15 protein-coding genes and 1 pseudogene are annotated in these 18,199 nt (G+C 32.4%); 15 read left to right on the top strand and 1 reads right to left on the bottom strand.

The features are described 5' to 3' along the window. The first annotated feature begins 72 nt into the window (after positions 1-72). The 3 genes from GY23_RS04570 to GY23_RS04560 all read left to right on the top strand — a co-directional run bounded on the left by GY23_RS04570 (position 73) and on the right by GY23_RS04560 (position 4,643). Entirely contained in the window at positions 73-1,755 is a 1,683-nt protein-coding gene (locus GY23_RS04570) for an ATP-dependent nuclease (RefSeq protein ID WP_075617995.1), read from the top strand. 252 nt (positions 1,756-2,007) lie between these two features. Then, positions 2,008-3,039 carry a hypothetical protein gene (locus GY23_RS04565; RefSeq protein ID WP_075617994.1) on the top strand — a complete coding sequence of 344 codons (1,032 nt, stop codon included), beginning with the start codon at positions 2,008-2,010 and terminating at the stop codon, positions 3,037-3,039. After that, positions 3,036-4,643, top strand: a complete 1,608-nt coding sequence (locus GY23_RS04560) for a coiled-coil domain-containing protein (protein WP_075617993.1) — start codon at positions 3,036-3,038, stop codon at positions 4,641-4,643. The genes GY23_RS04565 and GY23_RS04560 overlap by 4 nt, the downstream gene beginning before the upstream one ends. A 291-nt stretch (positions 4,644-4,934) precedes the next feature. On the opposite strand, the gene GY23_RS04555 is transcribed toward GY23_RS04560, so the two are convergent. Then, entirely contained in the window at positions 4,935-5,489 is a 555-nt protein-coding gene (locus GY23_RS04555; RefSeq protein ID WP_075617992.1) for a recombinase family protein, read from the bottom strand. Between the two features lie 671 nt (positions 5,490-6,160). On the opposite strand from GY23_RS04555, the gene GY23_RS04550 reads away from it, so the two are divergent. The 12 genes and pseudogenes from GY23_RS04550 (at position 6,161) to GY23_RS04495 (ending at position 18,047) form a co-directional block, all read left to right on the top strand. After that, positions 6,161-7,942 carry a stalk domain-containing protein gene (locus GY23_RS04550; protein WP_161487570.1) on the top strand — a complete coding sequence of 594 codons (1,782 nt, stop codon included), beginning with the start codon at positions 6,161-6,163 and terminating at the stop codon, positions 7,940-7,942. A gap of 18 nt (positions 7,943-7,960) precedes the next feature. After that, positions 7,961-8,812: a phosphate ABC transporter substrate-binding protein gene (locus tag GY23_RS04545; protein WP_075617991.1), complete on the top strand. Its 852-nt coding sequence runs from the start codon at positions 7,961-7,963 to the stop codon at positions 8,810-8,812. Between the two features lie 80 nt (positions 8,813-8,892). Continuing rightward, a complete protein-coding gene (pstC, locus tag GY23_RS04540) occupies positions 8,893-9,810 on the top strand; it encodes a phosphate ABC transporter permease subunit PstC (protein ID WP_425434963.1) in 918 nt (305 codons plus the stop codon). Between the two features lie 2 nt (positions 9,811-9,812). Further along, entirely contained in the window at positions 9,813-10,712 is a 900-nt protein-coding gene (pstA, locus tag GY23_RS04535) for a phosphate ABC transporter permease PstA (protein WP_075617989.1), read from the top strand. Positions 10,713-11,590: 878 nt separating this feature from the next. Next, entirely contained in the window at positions 11,591-12,244 is a 654-nt protein-coding gene (locus GY23_RS04530; RefSeq protein ID WP_075617988.1) for a PepSY domain-containing protein, read from the top strand. 79 nt (positions 12,245-12,323) lie between these two features. Further along, positions 12,324-13,091, top strand: a complete 768-nt coding sequence (locus tag GY23_RS04525) for an ABC transporter ATP-binding protein (RefSeq protein ID WP_084543975.1) — start codon at positions 12,324-12,326, stop codon at positions 13,089-13,091. Continuing rightward, positions 13,088-13,846: an ABC transporter permease subunit gene (locus GY23_RS04520; protein ID WP_075617987.1), complete on the top strand. Its 759-nt coding sequence runs from the start codon at positions 13,088-13,090 to the stop codon at positions 13,844-13,846. The genes GY23_RS04525 and GY23_RS04520 overlap by 4 nt, the downstream gene beginning before the upstream one ends. A gap of 1 nt (position 13,847) precedes the next feature. Beyond that, complete coding sequence (locus GY23_RS04515) at positions 13,848-14,375, top strand: hypothetical protein (protein ID WP_075617986.1); 528 nt, start codon at positions 13,848-13,850, stop codon at positions 14,373-14,375. A gap of 169 nt (positions 14,376-14,544) precedes the next feature. Then, the gene (locus tag GY23_RS04510) at positions 14,545-15,216 is read left to right on the top strand and encodes a response regulator transcription factor (protein ID WP_075617985.1); all 672 of its coding nucleotides are present in this window, start codon (positions 14,545-14,547) and stop codon (positions 15,214-15,216) included. Next, positions 15,216-16,586: a sensor histidine kinase gene (locus GY23_RS04505; RefSeq protein WP_161487569.1), complete on the top strand. Its 1,371-nt coding sequence runs from the start codon at positions 15,216-15,218 to the stop codon at positions 16,584-16,586. The genes GY23_RS04510 and GY23_RS04505 overlap by 1 nt, the downstream gene beginning before the upstream one ends. Before the next feature lie 118 nt (positions 16,587-16,704). Beyond that, positions 16,705-17,355 (top strand): phosphatase PAP2 family protein, encoded by a 651-nt coding sequence (locus GY23_RS04500; protein WP_075617983.1) that lies wholly within the window; start codon positions 16,705-16,707, stop codon positions 17,353-17,355. Between the two features lie 77 nt (positions 17,356-17,432). Next, positions 17,433-18,047: pseudogene (locus GY23_RS04495) on the top strand (DedA family protein). Positions 18,048-18,199 lie beyond the last annotated feature (152 nt).

Genomic DNA, 18,199 nt, shown 5'->3' with positions numbered 1-18,199 from the left:
GACCTTGAATGAGACTATGTTATTTCTACTCTACCTTCCATTTTTAAAATAAATTAGATTTGAGGTGCGAATATGAAATTAATAAAATTCTCTGTACAGAATTATAAAATTTTCAAAAACAATTTCTCTATTAATTTTCGGACTGATTCTATCGCTATATTAACAGGAAGGAATAATACAGGTAAGTCAACCTTCTTAGAAGCAATTAATAGTTTTTTTATGAATGAAAATAAAGCAAAAACAATTCCAAGGAATTGTTTCTATAATCAGGAACGAGAAATTGAACTAATAGCAACGTTTGAAAGAGAAATTGAAGGAGAAGAAGGTTCCAAACAAATTGAAGAAATATCAATTAAAAAAGTTTATTCAATAGAGACTGCTCCTAAATACTATTTTAAAGATAAAGTAATGACAAATAAGTCCCTAAATCACGAAATAATTAGCTGGATTCATTCTAATCCTCCATATTATATAACTCCATATATGACAATTGAGGATGTAAATAAACAAGTTCAGAATATTTACCAAAATGCAATGGAAAATGATTTATTGAAAATAGTCAAGGGTTCTCTAGAGGATGGAGATGCACTCACTAATCAATATCGAGAATTAATTAATTCTTTACCAGAATTTATAAAAAGATTAAAAGAGGATACTGATAAATCACTGTCATTAATCAATGAAAAAGCTAGCAATAATTTAAAAAAATTGTTTTCTAATCCAGATTTATCAATTGAAGTTGTAGGAGCAGAAAGTACAAACTTCACCTACAAGGATATGCTAAAATACACAGATTCAAATGTTTTTGTTCATTATAAGGAACGTTCAATGCATTTGCAAGATCAAGGAACAGGGCTACAAAGAATGAGTCTTATTTTTTTAATCCAAAATATGATTCAAGCAAATTTACTTGGAAATATAGAAAATAAATTATTATTAATCGATGAGCCCGAAGCCTTTCTACATCCAGAAGCAATTAGAGGATTAAGTGATGCGTTATATAAAATTGGTGAAGAAATGCCCTTAATAATTTCTACACATTCACCTATCTTAATAAATTTGTCGGAAACTCATACTAGCCTACAAATATTTAGAATTCACTCTAATGAAGCTATTGAACTATATACCTCAGATAAAGAGAAGTTTGATTCCGATGATTTTAAAAACATGAAAATTCTCAATTATGTTGATTCCTTCGTAAACGAATTTTTCTTTGCAGACAATATAATTATTGTTGAAGGTGACACAGAATATATTGCACTTAAAACTCTTATGAAAAACAATAATATTTCAAACTATCATATTATAAGAGCTAGAGGAAAAGATACCATTGTAACTTTAATGAAAATACTTAACCAGTTTAAAAGTGACTATTCGGTCATACACGATATAGATAACGACAAAGACACGGTTCAAAAATTAAAAACTCAACTCACAAAATGTAAAAATATTTATAAACAAAAGTGTACAAGCCTAGATTCAAAAAATATAACTATAATAGCTTCTCTATCAAATTTTGAGAATGCTTTAGGATTGGATAATATCTCTAATGGTCAAAAAACTAAAAATATATACAATATAGTAACTGAACAAGAGCCTGAACATAGACATGCTAAACTATACTTAGAAAATTTATTTGAAAATATTAATAATTCAAATGCAGTATTTCTAGGTAACTTCAAAATAATTGATTCTGAAGAAGATTACGATTCACTTTTTAAAAATTCTTTTGAAAATTTATCTGTAACAAAATAATTGAAACCCTGCCTAGTAATATTAATTACCACGCAGGGTTTCTTCGGCTTCTTCTTTACTTATAGAATACTTGTCGCATGCATTGTTCCTTAATGAATACTGCTATAACTGAATTAAGAAAAAAGAAACGAAGCTTCTTTAAGCAAGCTCTTTTTGCAAGGATATTTATTTTTGGTTCGCGATATTTAATAAAAAGAAATTTATGGGTAAAATTATAAAGCTGATTATAGGTAAAAAGGAGTATAAATAAATATGAGTTATAAAGTGACATCTTCAGAAAGACTAAGACCTTCAGGTGCTGAATATGAAACCAAAGCTTTATTGTATTTAATGAATTTTAGAAGTGACAGTAATAATATATATTTCTTTGTAGTTGATTTTTTTAATGATTTAACAGGTATGGATAAAATGGGGAAAAAACTTTGGGATATACAATCCAAAGGTGCTAAAACTTCATCTCCAAAAGCCATAGGTAAAGAGTTAGTTACTTTATTTAAAAATTTCCGCAGTGAGATAGAATTTAGTTATTATCTTCTTTTTCTTGGGGGTGTATCAAACACAGTCCGTATTGATAGTTCTCTAAATATATTTGATATTAGCAATATAAAACCTGAGTCACTTAATAAGATTAAAGAAGGCCTTCTTGAGGAGTCTAAAGAAAAAACATATATTGATTATGATTCTATAACTGATGAAGAAATTGATGCATTTTTAGATAAAGTACAATTCATTGTTGATGATAAAAAACCAAGTGAATACGTTAAATCAATCGTTAAAATTCATCCAGGCATAATCCCGAATGAAGAAATTCTTAATGCAATTTTTAATGAAATAAGGGATCAACAGTCCAGCAAAAAAAATATAGGCGTAGTTGAAAATATAACTATTGAAATGAGTTTTGAAGCCCTTGATTACTATCATCATATGACTAGTAGTGAAATAAAATTATTAGTTTTAGGGAGAATAATTAATAGAAATCCATTTGATAAGGGCGTGCCATTTTCATTTATTTCAACTTTAAATAGAGCCCCAGTTGAAAAAAGAAAAATTGTTTTAGAAGATTGTCAGTTCGTTTTATCTAGGGCACTCTTTAATAAAAACCGTGCAGAGAAATTTTGGGCCTTGTTTGAAAATGTTTACTCAACAATTTCTTCAAATCCTAATGATGATATTAATATAGTTTTTCAAAAACTAAATCCTTTATTGGTTGAACAAAGTTTTGATTTTGATGTTATTTCATTAAAGTATTTTATTTCTATAGTAAAGGATGGCGTGCAAGAATGATTATTCAAAAGGTAGCGATAGGTAATTCTAAAGAAGCATATATTGAATCATCGTTTTCAAAAACTATAAATATTATTTCAAGCGATGATAATAATCGTGGCAAAACTATATTAATTCAAAGTCTTATGTTTTGTTTAGGTAATGTTCCGGCTTTTCCATCTACTTTTAATTATATGGATTATTATCATATAATTGTTTTTTCAGTAGAAGATAAACAATATACACTTTGTAGAAAAGCCAATTCATTTATATTAAAAAACAATCATAGTTTAATGGTATTCCATAGTATATCTGAATTAAAAAGATATTGGACAAAAAGCATATTTAAGCTTCCGACAATTACAAAAAACGGCATTGAAAGAATTGTAGATCCAGAGCTATATTATCAATTAAATTTTGTAGGACAAGATAAAAAGGATACATCCAATATCGCAAACAAAGGTTTTTATAATAAAACCGACTTTTATAATATGTTGTTCTCATCTGCTAATATTAAAACTAATGCTAAACCCCTTGAAAATGTCGACCTTGTTAAGAGAAAGATTAGTAATTTAAAGGATGAAAGAAAAACCCTACTAAAACAATATAAAATATTAAAGTCAACAAATGCGGCAGCCAGTTACTTAAGTAGCGTTAATGATAAGTTGAATTTTAAGTCAATTATAGAAAAAATTGAGAAAGTAAAAGATCAAATTTTAGAACTTAGTAAATCCAGGAATTCTGCTTTATCTAGAAAAAGTAAATGTGAAATAACAATTAAAGAGCTAAAATCATTAAACAGAAACATTGATTCTGGTGAATTAAGATGTATGGATTGCAACTCAACACATATTAGTTTTTATAGTGAGGGTAAACATTCTTACAGTTTTGAAGTTTCAACACCTGAAATTCGTAATCAAATTCTAGAATCAATTACTGAAAAAATTAATGCGTATAGTGAAGAAATTGAGGATTATACATTTGAAATAAATAAGCGTCAAGAAGAAATGAAAAATATACTTGCGCCAGAAGAGATTAGTTTAGAAGTGTTAGTTGCTTATAAAGATGAAATGTATATTGCTACCGATGCTGAAAAACGTATAAACGATTTAGACGCTGAAATAATGAAATTAGAAGATGATATACTTAGTAATCAAAATGATTCAGAAGAAATAATACAAAAACAACAAGATTTATTAAAAGATATAACAGATCTTATGAATAATACTTACTTTATCATTGATTCAGCGGGTAATCTTAAATTTGAATCTATTTTCACAAAAAGTAATCAAATATTTTCAGGTAGTGAAGCTACAGTTTATCATTTAGTCAAACTGTATTCATTAGCTAAAGTATTAAATTATAATTTACCAGTTATTGTAGATTCTTTCCGTGCAGAAGATTTATCAACAGAAAAAGAATTACTCGTTTTAGATCTTTTTTCCAAATTAGATATACAAGTCATATTTACTACTACACTAAAAACAGAAGAAGTAGGTAAATACGGTGATATGATAACAATAAATCATATTGATTATTCAAACCATATTGCAAGTAAAATGCTAAGTGAAAAATACTTTGAAGAGTTCGAAAAGCTAACTGAGGAGTTTTCAATTAAGCTATGATATAGATATAGATGGGCTTTTTTAGCTAATAAAAACCTAAAGAAAAGCCGATTCGAGAACAAATCTCGAATCGGCTTATTTATTTTTACAAAAACCGTCTTTACTTATGCATAGGTCACCTTTAATAATCCGTAATTCTCTCCATCATATACGTGCCGATGGTTAATTCATAATTATCTTGTGATGGAGCAGTTGTAAATGATAAATGAGTTTCAACTATAAAGTATTAAGTGAGATATGCAAGGTCTGTCCGTTCCACGGATGCAGAATCTTGGTTCTTATATATCAGATTCATTTACGTTCCAAGTATCGATAAATAGTTGTTCGAGAAACCCCCCATCTTTCAGCCACATCTTTGATTGGTGTCCCGCCATCAATAAGTGCTTTCATCATTTCAATATCTTTTTCACCGTATTTCTCTGGACGACCACCAAGACGACCTCGTGCTCTTGCCGCAACTCGTCCTGCAACGGATCGTTCTTGAATTAGATTTCGTTCAAATTCAGCAAATGCCGCAAAGAGATGAAACATCAGTTGACCCGTTGCATTGCTCCTATCCATAGTTATGTTTTCTTGAAGACTGTGAAATCCAATGCCTTGATCATTTAAGTTATTTACTAGGTCAATCAAGTCTTGCATGTTTCGACCCAAACGATCTAATCGCCATACAACTATAGTGTCTCCTTGACGAGTATATTGAAGCGCTTCTTCTAAACCAGGTCTTTGTTTTTTTGACCCACTCATCTTATCGTGAAAAATTTTCACACATCCGTATTGTGTTAGTGCATCTGTTTGCAAATCCAAGTTTTGTAAACCTGTTGAGACTCGAGCATATCCAATTAACACATTCATTCCTCATTCCCATATTAATCCTATATTAATTGTAACGTAAGACTACAAAGAAATGGTTATTGAACATAGAATAATGAACAGAGTTTTATTACATATAATAGATTTAAAATAATAACTTTTATAACCAGTATGGTCGTGTTCAGAAAAGGACGAGTTTTGTTACAGATCCTTTTATCCCTTAACAATATAAATATGTAATATTCAAAATTTTATATGGATATTTATGTTAAAATTATTATTAGAATGTTAAGTTTTCTACTTGAGCTAACGCAACAGTGAGGTCAATAAGGAAATGACGCTACCCCATACAGAAGTAAAAGATGGTGGCAGATATCAACGAGATTATCAAGATCTTTAATTGCTTTACATACAAAAGCGTGGTGAGTTCAATATGACTCGCCACGCTTTTTTGTTTATGAACTATAATAACATTTACTTGTGGATAACTTTCTAAAAGAGTTTCTGCAACGTATTGGTATTTCATAACCTCATTATAGGATAAAACAATTCTTTACAATAAGAAAATAATAATTAACAAAATAATATAACTATTTTAACAATTAAAAAGTATAGTACTTTTTGGGGATGTTATGTCAAACATGGGGAGAGCTCTTGAACGAAGAAGGTTCACTATTAGAACAAATAAACTAAATGGGGGAAGAGAAATGAAGCGAAAAATTACAAGTCTAGCTTTGGCCACTGCAGTGTTTTTAGGGAGTGCATTTACTCCAATAGCAATAAATAATGTAAGTGCAGCAACTACTCAACAACAGCAAATTTCTCAAAAAGATATTGTTATTGTAAATGGCCAAGAAAAAGTAATCACAATTACACTTTTAAACAAGAAGAAACTGTATTCAGTTGATCAATTATCTCAAATAATGGCTGCTACTGTGAAATACAATAGTAAAACGAAATCTTATGAAGTATCAAAAAAAAGTGGTAATCAAGTTAAAAAAATTGTTTATAAAGTAAACTCTGCAAGCGGAGTGGTTAATGGTAAAAAAGTCAAGTTAAGCACCCCCACTAAAATGATAGGGAAAACATTATTTGTAGAAATTGATTCTCTCGTAAAAACATTAGGTGGAGATCTACTAGTAGATAAAAATCTTTTAATTACAGTTAATGGGACTATTAATCTGTCGGAAAAATTATTGATTGTAGATGGAAATGATAAAAAGGTAAAAACTCTAAGCATTAACGGAAAGCAATTATATTCTGTACAAGACATTGCGAAATTATATTCAGCTTCTACGACAGTTAATAAAAATAATGAAGTATTAGTTACGAAAAAAGGTAAAACGATTAAATTGAAATTATCAAACAAAAATATGGTAGTGAATAATAAATCTGTAATGCTAAAAGAAAATCCTATTATCGTTAAAAATGTCGTCTTTGCTGATCTTTCCGATTTAGTTAAAGCATTTGATGGAGATATACTTCCACTCACAAATGGTTACTTTATTTCAACTACAGGATTAGTAGATGGGGATACTTTTAATCCGCAATGGGTTGGCAATGATTCAGTTCTTGTAATGAATGAAACGGAAACAGAAAGTCGATCTTTACTTTTAAATACGTCTTCTAAAAAGGCACAATTCACAGTAAATGCAACTGAGTTAAAAGTGTCTCCTAATGGTAAACAAGCTATCTATTCAGATGAAAATGGCTATGTTTATTTAGTAGATTTAGTAGCTAAAAAAGTAAATGGAATAAACCTAAATGACGATTCTGTTAAATTAGAATTTATTTGGTCAAAAGATAGCCAAAAAGTCTATTTTCTTCAAGGCGATAAAAGTGAAATAGTTTCTTCAATTAATGTGATAGATGGTTCTATTACAAAAATATTTGAAGATAAATTAATTTACAAAACCGATCTACGTTTATCAATTGACGGTAACAAACTTCTTTATGTGGTAGGTAAAGAAGGAACAACATCACTTACTAAGGGTGAAATTCCAGAGGTAGATAGTATTGACTTAACAGACACGGAGCAACAAATTTATGTTATTAACTTAAAAGATGCTGAATCAAAGGCGGTTTCTGTAACTACTACAAAAGATAATAAAGTTTTCCCTGGCTTTTTAGAGAATGGGGATATTGTATATATTAGTGCAGACACGGAAACTGACAAACTTCCAGACGTGAAAGTGATAAACACAGAAAATGTTGTTTCAACTCTTATTCCAAATATAGACATTAAAAATCTCTTAATAACTTCTGAAGGGAAATTAATGATTTTAACGAGAGAAAGTAATGGGTATTCCGTTATTTATAAGTGGGACACTGTTACTAAAAAGTTAAACAAAATTGCCCAAACAAAATTAGAGTTAACATCTTTCTCAGTTTCCAATGATGGAAAAACCATCGTTGCAACAACATCTGGAAAAGATGGAGAAATATTGGTTTTACTTAAAAATGGAAAAATAGAAACATTAACAAAATAGGAAAAGGGGATTATAATCATGAGTATTTTTAAACGTATAACGATTTTAACTTTGTCATTAGTTTTGGCTTTAGGTTTCTCAATCAGTAGTATAGCGTCTGCAGCAACATCAGGAAAGATTGTTGTAGCTGGATCAACGGCATTACTTCCACTAACGCAACAAGCGGCTAAAGAATTCAAAAAGCTTAATCCAAAAGTTTCTGTATCTGTTTCAGGTTCTTCCTCAATTGCAGGACCACAATCGGTTTCAAAAGGTGCTGCAACAATAGGGGCAGTGGATTGGGATGCTACAAAAGAAGTTCCTGGATTTAAAGCATTTACAGATTTAAAAGCGCACAAAATCGCGGTTATTCCATTTGCAACAATTGTTCATAAAGAGAATCCTGTTAAAGACTTATCAACAAAGCAATTACAAAATATTTATGCTGGAAAAATTACCAACTGGAAAGAAGTTGGAGGAAAAGATGCTGAAATTGTTGTTGTAAACCGAAAACATGGTTCTGGTACACGAGTAAACTATCAAATGAAAGCTCTAGCTGGAGAAGATTTTATGACAAAAGGTGAAAATTATAAAGAAGTTGGAAAAAGTGGAGAAATGGTAACAGCTGTTAATTCAAATCCGAATGCTATTGGTTATGTAGACTTTGCTTATGTAAAAGGGAATATTAAAGCAATTAGTTTCAATGGGGTAGAAGCTACTACTGATAATGTTATTAAAGGAAAGTATAAAATTTGGAGTTACGGTTATCTAGTAACGAAAGGTGTTCCAAAAGGTGCTGATGCGGAGTTCATTAAGTATATCCAAAGCAGTAAATTCCAAAATGGTTCATTAACTAAATTAAAGTTTATCCCAATTAGTAAAATGAAATAAGTTCTTTACTAAATAAGTTAAAATGCCAGCCTTTCTATAGGCTGGCATTATGTTAGTATTTGGAGGAAATTATGGCGAAAATGTTGCAAGAGCTAAGGGGATCTCAGTTTACTAATAGATATGAAAAAAGAATTACAAAGAGCACCTATTTTCAAAATAGAATGTTTAGGTTGTTTTGTTTTTTTAGTGTATTAATATTAGGTCTCTCATTATTATCTATTATTATTTTTGTAGGTCGTACAGGATTATTAGTATTTAAAGATGTTTCTTTTCAAGAGTTCTTTTTTTCAACGACGTGGGAACCGTATGATGACAAGTTTGGAGCAGCAACCTTTATTTTAGGCACTCTTTCTTTAACAGGGTTAACTTTATTATTAGCAGCACCTATTTCTATAGGAATTGCCATCTTTACTTCTGAAATAGCTCCTAATTGGCTAAAGCGTATATTACGTCCAGTACTAGATTTATTAGTTGGTATTCCATCTATTGTTTATGGATACCTAGGATTAACAGTGCTTATTCCTTTTTTGAGAAATATAACAGGAGCCACTATGGGTGATGGATTACTTGCGGCAGCTATAGTATTAAACATCATGGTGTTACCTACTATTTCTAGAATAAGCGATGATGCCATTTCTTCTGTACCTTCAGAGCTAAGAGAAGCAAGCTATGCACTTGGGAGTACGAGGATGCAGACAATTATAAAAGTGATTTTACCTGCAGCGTCACCTGGAATTTTCACGGCAGTTATTTTAGGAATGGCACGTTCAATAGGTGAGACAATGGCGGTTGTCATGGTTATAGGTAACACTCCCCAGCTGCCATCGGATTTATTAACTCCAACTTCAGTTTTAACAAGTAATATTGTAAATCAAATTATTGATGTAGAGTTCGATTCAACTTGGAATTATGCGCTATACATGATGGCGTTCTTATTACTACTCATTTCAAACTTACTGATAATAATTATTAGGAAGCTTCGCGTAAAAGGAGCATGAGCATGAATGGTAATTCTACTAACAAGTTATATAAACAAATAAAAAAAATTAGTGATCAAATGTTCACTATAGGTTTATGGATAATCACGTCACTTATCTTAGTGCTCATTTTTTTATTACTCATATATATTTTATCTAAGGGATTAACCAAAATTTCTTTTAGTTTTTTAGTAGGAATACCTAGTGAAATTGATGTGGGTGGAGGAGTAGGGCCATTTTTACTTAACTCTATTTATGTGTTACTCATTTCGCTATTGATTTCAGTCCCAATTGGAATTGGATCAGGAGTGTATTTATCTGAATATGCACCAAACAATAAATTGACAGAGTTTATTCGATCTTGTGTAGAAAGTCTAGCATCGGTTCCTTCTATTGTAATTGGATTATTTGGTTATGTGCTATTCGTGGATATATTTAATGTTGGTCTAACGATTATTGGTGCAGGTATTACCCTTTCGCTTTTAAACTTGCCTGTTATTACACGAGTTACTGAGGAAGCAATTCAAGCGATACATATGGACTTAAGAGAAGCTTCTTATGCAATGGGAGCGACTAAAGCACAAACCATTTTGAAAATAGTAATCCCTGCAGCTTTAAATGGCATTATTAGTGGAGTCAGCCTAGCCGCAAGTAGGGCATTTGGTGAGTCGGCCTTAATACTACTAGTAGGGGGAACAGGAACATCCGGTGAAATGTGGGATTGGAGTTTATTATCGCCAGGTGGTACTTTACCTGTACATTTATGGTACGTTCAGTCAGAAGCACTTGTAGAAGATGCATCCGAAATTGCTGAAAAAACTGCTGCGTTATTAGTATTGATTACACTCTTTTTGAGTTTATCAATAAGATTTCCATTATGGGTAAGAGATTTTCGTTTTCAAAATAAATCTAATAAAAGATAAGTTCGGTTTTATATAAACTATTCTAATCTAGAGCCCTGTAGGGAAGACTTTTTTAAAGTGTCTACTCTGCAGGGTATATTTTTTGTCCATTGTAGGCTTTATAAATGAAGCAGTTTTAAAATTATAATTCATAAAGAACTAGCATTGAATTAATTATGACGAAGTATTATAAGACTCAAAATGTTCAATAATATAAATTCGTGCAAAGAAATTTATAATGGATAAGGTCGGATGGTAACCCGTCCAAACCCACTAATAAAGTAACTTGTATAAGGGAAACAATTTTCGGAAAAAAGGCCTTGATCTGGAAATCAGCCGAGTCATTTGTTTACAAAAAGTAATTTAAGGTATTAAAAAAATGATTTTCTGCTTATTCATCAGAAAATCCTCGAGTAATGTAGCTATAGATCTCTATTTTATTAAAATAACGAAGCAGGTGTGCGGCCGAGCCTAGGTCGTATCATATAGCGGTTGGGATTCCCTTCGAGAAAGAACTAGCCATTTACTCGTCTCGAGTCTTGGAGGGCGAATGGTAACATTAGCCTTTAAGCGTAGACAGTTAGGTGGCGGGCCGAAAGCCAAATGGTTGAAGGGATTGAGCTCCATAATGTTAGTAAATCGAGAGGGCTGATGCCTTACCTGCAGTTGATTAGCTACATTTTGTGAATGGTGATTTGGAGGAGCCGTGTGCGTAAATAGCGCAAGCATGGTTCTGTGAGGGGGGAGGAACACAGCACACTAGTGAACACGCTAGAAAATGAGAAAATCCTCATTAAAGTTTTATCAACTTCTTAAAAAAGCTTCGTTAACTTTTCATAACCATCTGTCAGAATAGGGACTGTAAGAAAGATTCACAATAATTTTTAGGAGGAATACAGATGAAAAAGAAAATAATAATCCCAGTTTTAGCTGCAACACTAATTGGGGGGGCAGTAGTAGGGAATAGTGTAATCTCTACCGCTTCTGCGAGTAACAGCGCACCAGCTACTAACCAAGCTGAAGATCAAAAAGACGATGACAATATTACCGATCTTCAAGCAAAAGCAAAATTGACTGTAGATGAAGCACAAGCAATTGCAATAAACGAAGTACCAGGAACAGTAAATGAATCTGAATTAGAAGACGAAGATGGCGTTGTTGTTTACGGCTTTGAAATTCAAACAGCTTCTGGTGATGTAAATGACGTGAAAGTCAATGCAATAAATGGAGATATTGTTAAGGTCGAAAATGATGCAGATGACGATGAAAATGAAACTGAAGAAAGTGAAGAAAGTGAAGAAAATGACGATAACATTGCGGAACTTCAAGCAAAAGCAAAATTGACTTCAGATGAAGCACAAGCAATTGCATTAAAAGAAGTACCAGGAACAGTAAATGAATCTGAATTAGAAGATGAAGATGGTGTAGTTGTTTACGGCTTTGAAATCCAGTCAACTAACGGAGTACAAGACGTGAAAATTGATGCTGCCACTGGAAAAGTAGTGAAAGTTGAAGCGGACAATGAAGCTGAGGGACAAGAAGGAAACGAATAATCGACGTTTCTAAAGGGAAAAGGTGGTTATCCCATCTTTTCCTTTTATTATTTCATCAATTATTAGGAGGAGGTACACCATGATCCAAACGAAGGATTTAACAATGGAGTATCCAAATGGATTCACTGCTGTTAATCAATTAAGTTTACAAGTAAACGAAGGCGATATTTATGGTTTTTTAGGTCCGAATGGTGCGGGTAAAACAACTACTATTCGAATGTTAGATGGTCTTTTAAAACCAACAGCTGGGGAAGTTCTTATTCAAGGTAAAAGTGTTATACGAAACGAACGAGAAATTAGAAAAATGATCGGTGTTTTACCGGAATCACATGGCTACTATAACTGGATGACAGGAGCTGAGTATTTACTATTCTTTGCACAACTTTATGGAGTGAGTAAAAGCAAACAAAAAGAACGAGTAGAAGAAGTACTACGTTTAGTTGGAATGACTAGTAAAGCAAATATCCCAATTGGACAATATTCTCGAGGGATGAGACAACGAATAGGTATTGCAAAGACGATTATTCATGAACCCTTACTTATCTTTTTGGACGAACCTACACTCGGTCTAGATCCTCAAGGACAAAGAGATATCCAAATGATTTTACATGATTTAAATAAAAAACATGGGGTTACGATATTTATCACTTCTCATTTGCTAAAAGAAATCTCTGAAATATGTAATCGAGTGGCAATTGTAAAAGAAGGAAACTTAATAGAAGAAGATTATTTAGAATCTCTATTGAACAAGTATGGTTCACTGAAAGTAGATACTACGGTCCCAATTACGTTGGAAGAGGTTTTCTTTTATCTTACAAATCAAGAAGATAAGGAGATGAATCTATGATAGCGGCACTCATCGGAAAGGAAATAAAAGAAAACGTTTTTTCTAAAAAGAGCTTGTGGATATATTTTGCAGTGACTCTATTGTTTAGCGGTCTTGCGTTAAGTTTTGTCTCCGTTAAAGAACTTAGTTTACTTGCTCAGGTAGAAGTAAATATGACCTTCATGAAAGTAGTTTTAGGGATTAGTATTCTAGTAACGATCATTATTGGATCGAATATGTATGCGGGGGAAAGGGAAAGAGAAACACTCGAAAGTCTGTTATTATCCCCTTTGTCTAAAGCACAAATTACATTTGGAAAATTAGTAGGTTTGCTCTTATTTTGGTTCATCATTTCTTTATTATCTCTACCTTACTTTTTTGCACTTTCCATGGGTACGGATATATTTGTGAAAGCACTAGTGTTTCTTTATCTAATTTGTTTTCCTTTAGTCATTGGATTTGCAGCGTTATCGCTAGGGTTTTCCACAATACTCTCATCTACGAAGAGTTCTACACTTTTATCTTTTATTTTATTTTTAGTAACGGCAATACCAATGTTCTTATCAACGGCGATGAAAAAAAGTGGATTTGCGCATATTGTGGACACAGTTAGCCCATTATCACGATCCATGCTGACGTTAAAAGATTATTTTGTGAATCGGCTTGGCTTCGCAGTACTGATGGTAGATTTACTACCAGTAATTATCTTCTTAATATTAAGTATCGCGTTATTGTTATTTGCAAATAATAAAATTACACTTAAAGGAGGAGAATAAGATGAAAAAGGTCTGGATTACTTTTGCTTTTCTCTTCTCCTTTCAGATGATGACGCAAACAGGTGGGGTTACATTTGCACAAGATACGATTGATATTAAGATCCTCTCTCCTGATGTAGTGGAAAATTACCCAGGACTTGAAGCGACTGTGCAAGCTGAAATTACAAATTTATCAAATATAGAACTGAAAAATGCAATGGCGTATATTACAATGGCAGATATCGGAAAACATATGACCGTAAATTTAGAGGACTATGGTGCAGATGTGCCTATTTTACTCGATACTTTACAGCCTGGGCAATCTGTAAAAGTTGAATTACCAATTCGATTTGTGTATACAAGTAAGTATAAGTTATATGTAACAGTAAGTAGTGACGACGATCAACAAATACATTCAAGTGAGTCAATACCTGTGCATATTTTAGGAAATACAAAAATTAATCCGATTTTTGTGCAAATTGTATCGATTGCGATGCCGATAATTTTACTCCTACTACTATTTTTCGTAAAAAGAAGGAAAAAACAATAAAGAAATTTGTCTGTTCTACCATTGTGCGATAACATGTTGGCCCGAACCATTCGGGCGCTTTTACGGGCAGTTGATCTACCACTTACGCTTCCCAATTTTCCAAAAGCCTTGAAGTGGGAATCTTACTGTCCATTAATGAGTGATAACTTAATTCGTGGGAGGGTTCGCGTTGAAAAAAATATTAATTATTGAAGACGAGGAAAGCATTACAGAATTTCTAGAGTTAGAACTTAAACACGAGGGCTTCGATGTGACGGTTTACCATGATGGTAGAGATGGATTAGAAGCAGCGCTAAATAACCATTTTGATCTTATACTTTTAGATTTAATGCTACCACATTTAAACGGCATAGAAATTTGCAGAAGAACTCGAGTAGTTAAAGAAACACCAATTATTATGCTTACCGCTAGAGATAGTGTGATGGATCGTGTAATGGGCTTAGATGTTGGGGCAGACGATTATATGTCAAAGCCTTTTTCAATAGAAGAACTTTTGGCAAGGATGCGTGTAATTTTTCGAAGAATTGAACGACATGAAGAAAACATCGTGAAACATTTAATATTCAAAGAAATTGAAGTAGACACTATTTCACGAACCGTTAAGAAAGGGGAAGAAGAGATTCCTTTAACCAAAAGAGAGTATGAACTACTCTTAATGTTTTTGCAAAATGTGAACCGAGTTCTCTCTAGGGAATTGATTCTCGAGAAAATTTGGGGATATGAGACAGAAGTAGAGACGAATGTGGTCGATGTATATGTACGATATTTGCGAAACAAGATAAATAAAGAAAACGACAACTACATCCACTCCGTCCGTGGAATTGGTTATGTGATGAAATGATGCAAAAGTTAAAGTTAAAATCGAAAATTGTATTATGGGCGACTGTGCTTATGATTGGTTTATTTGTTTCTTATAATATATTGCAATACTTTGTGGTGAACAGCTGGATGATTCATTATGAAGAGCAATCCATTGAAAAGAAAATGACTACTATACAAAACTATTATTCCAATCAAAAACTATCTGTACATTTCATTAAGGAAAATGAATCGTTTATCAATTCGATTAACGAGAAATCGGAGACGATTCGCGTCTTAGATAAAGAGGGAAAAAGTGTCGTGGCAGTAAGTGAAGAAGAATTATTGTATGTACCTTCCCAATTAGTTCAAAGTGAACAATTTGAGCTAGTCAAATCAGGCGATGACCGATTGCTTGTATATCGTGAACCATTAGTGGATACGAATTATGTAGGAACAATTGAAATCGTAAGAAATATGGAGATTTTCGATGGACTATTAGAACAATTTAGCCTTGTTATGTTTTTAACAGGAATTGGTGCAGTATTTTTGAGTTTAGTGGGAGCACTTTTTCTTTCTAAACAAATAGTTAGACCAATACAAGTTATTTCTCATTCGCTTACTAGAATCAAAAAATTTGGTTTAGAAGAAAGAGTGAAAGTTCCACCTGCAAAAGATGAAATCTCTGAATTAGCAATTCATTTTAATGAACTAATGGATCAATTAGAAACTTCTTTCAATCAACAAAAACAATTTGTAGAAGATGCTTCTCATGAATTGAGAACCCCTTTATCCGTATTAAATGGAAACTTAATGATGTTGAACAGATGGGGGAAAGATGACCCGGAAGTGTTAAATAAATCATTGGCTTCTTCTTTGAAAGAAGTGAATCGCATGGACAAATTGGTGAAGGATTTATTAGAATTATCCAGACTCGATTCCGAAAAAACGTTAGATGTCATTATTCCATTGATTGATCCAAAACAAATTATTGAAAAAGTCGTAAATGATTTTCAAGTGACGCATCCGGAATTTGAGTTTTCTCTTCAATTATTTCAAGGGACTCTACTTCCAGTGACAGAGGGACATTTGGAACAACTGCTTACGATATTAATCGATAATGCTATAAAATATTCAAATGATGATAAAAGAATAAAAATATATTATAAGAACCAAGAATTGACTGTTCAAGATTTTGGGATTGGAATTCTGGAAGAAGATATTCCACATGTTACAAATCGATTTTATCGAGTGGAAAAATCGCGCAATCGGAAAAAGGGCGGGTATGGAATCGGATTATCTATTGCATTTAAGTTGATGGAAACATACAAGGGAAGTTTGGGGATTGAAAGTCAGTTAGGTAAAGGTACTTCTGTAAAACTTGTATTCCAAAAAAAAAAACACAAACAATGAAGTGAACTAGCGAAATTTAAAAACCACACCTTGCTTTGTTTTATCCATATTTGCAGGGTCTCATTGGACAAAAATAGAAAAAATCTTCTAAGAACAGATGAAGGCAGGAGTTTTCAGCATGAGATTAACTGGGTATTTATTGACTGCTTTTATTATTGGTTTAGTTTCACTTATCGGTTTTAGTTGTATGGCTATTTTAATTAGTGGACAAAAAATAGTACAGTTAGATCAATATGTGATTTCCTTTATTCAAGGTTTTGAATCTCCAACTCTAACCTCAATAATGAAATTTTTTACGTACGTCGGATCGTTTCCTATTGTGTTTGGTATTTTTATTATAGTAGCTTTTATTCTTTATTTTGTATTAAAGCATCGTTCAGAACTCTTATTGTTTGGTACTGTTGTTATTGGAACGCCCATCATAAATCAGGTCTTAAAACAATTCTTTCATCGTGTGAGACCAGATTTACATCGTTTGATTGAAATAGGAGGATATAGCTTTCCTAGTGGACATGCGATGAATGCTCTTGCAGTTTATGGAATTCTTTCATTTCTGTTATGGCGTCATATTCCTTCACGTTTATGTCGCACTACTTTGATAATAATTAGTACTATAATCGTTTTCATGATTGGTACCAGTCGGATTTATCTGGGTGTGCACTATCCGAGCGATATTATCGGAGGTTATTTTGCTAGTGGATTTTGGCTTACTATTTCTATCTATTTTTTCAGAAGGTATAAAGAAAAGCGGAATGCAAGGGAAAATTAATTCGGAGGCAAATATTAACTTATTATAGCAATTCGATGTTTACGATTGTTAAATTTATCGGTACAAGGAGTATTAAAATGGAAAACTGGATAACTGAAGTAATGAATGCGTATGGGTATATAGGGATTCTATTCTTGATAGCATTAGAAAACATTTTTCCTCCTATTCCTTCCGAAGTGATTTTAACGTTTGGTGGCTTTATGACTACCACATCAAATATGAGTATTATCGGCGTGATTTTTTTTTCAACAATTGGTTCAGTGGTTGGGGCGATTGTGCTTTATGGTATAGGTTTACTGGTTGATGTAAAAAGACTAGAAAAAGTCGTTAATAAATGGGGGAGTCTTTTGAGATTAACCTCAAAAGACATTTATAAAGCAAATGCCTGGTTTAACAAATTTGGAGTTTGGGCGGTATTTTTCGGGAGACTTGTTCCGTTGGTTAGAAGTTTAATCTAAATTCCCGCGGGTTTGGCACATATGAACTTTATCGTATTTTTACTTTTTACGACAATTGGTTCTTTAATCTGGAATAGTGTATTAGTAATTGTTGGAGCAAAGGTAGGTTCTTCCTGGAGTAAGATTGTTCTATATATAAATACTTATTCCGATATAGTATTATTCCTATTGATTGTAATGTTTGTATTCGTTATTTTCCTTTACTATAGAAAAGGAAAGAGATTGCAAGATTAATAAAAGAGCACATATGAACATGAATATTTGGCTTCCGCAAGCACTGGTTCCGGCCGAAAATGCAGTACTTGCTGCATTTTCGGCTGGATAGATCTGGAAGCGTGAACTGCGGAAGGATATCGCCTAAAGAGAAGGTATAATAATGAAATGAA

Source organism: Paenisporosarcina indica, from assembly GCF_001939075.1.
Classification (GTDB): Bacteria; Bacillota; Bacilli; order Bacillales_A; family Planococcaceae; genus Paenisporosarcina; species Paenisporosarcina indica.
Note: the sequence above shows the minus strand (reverse complement) of the source record. Positions and strands in the feature narration are given on the sequence as shown.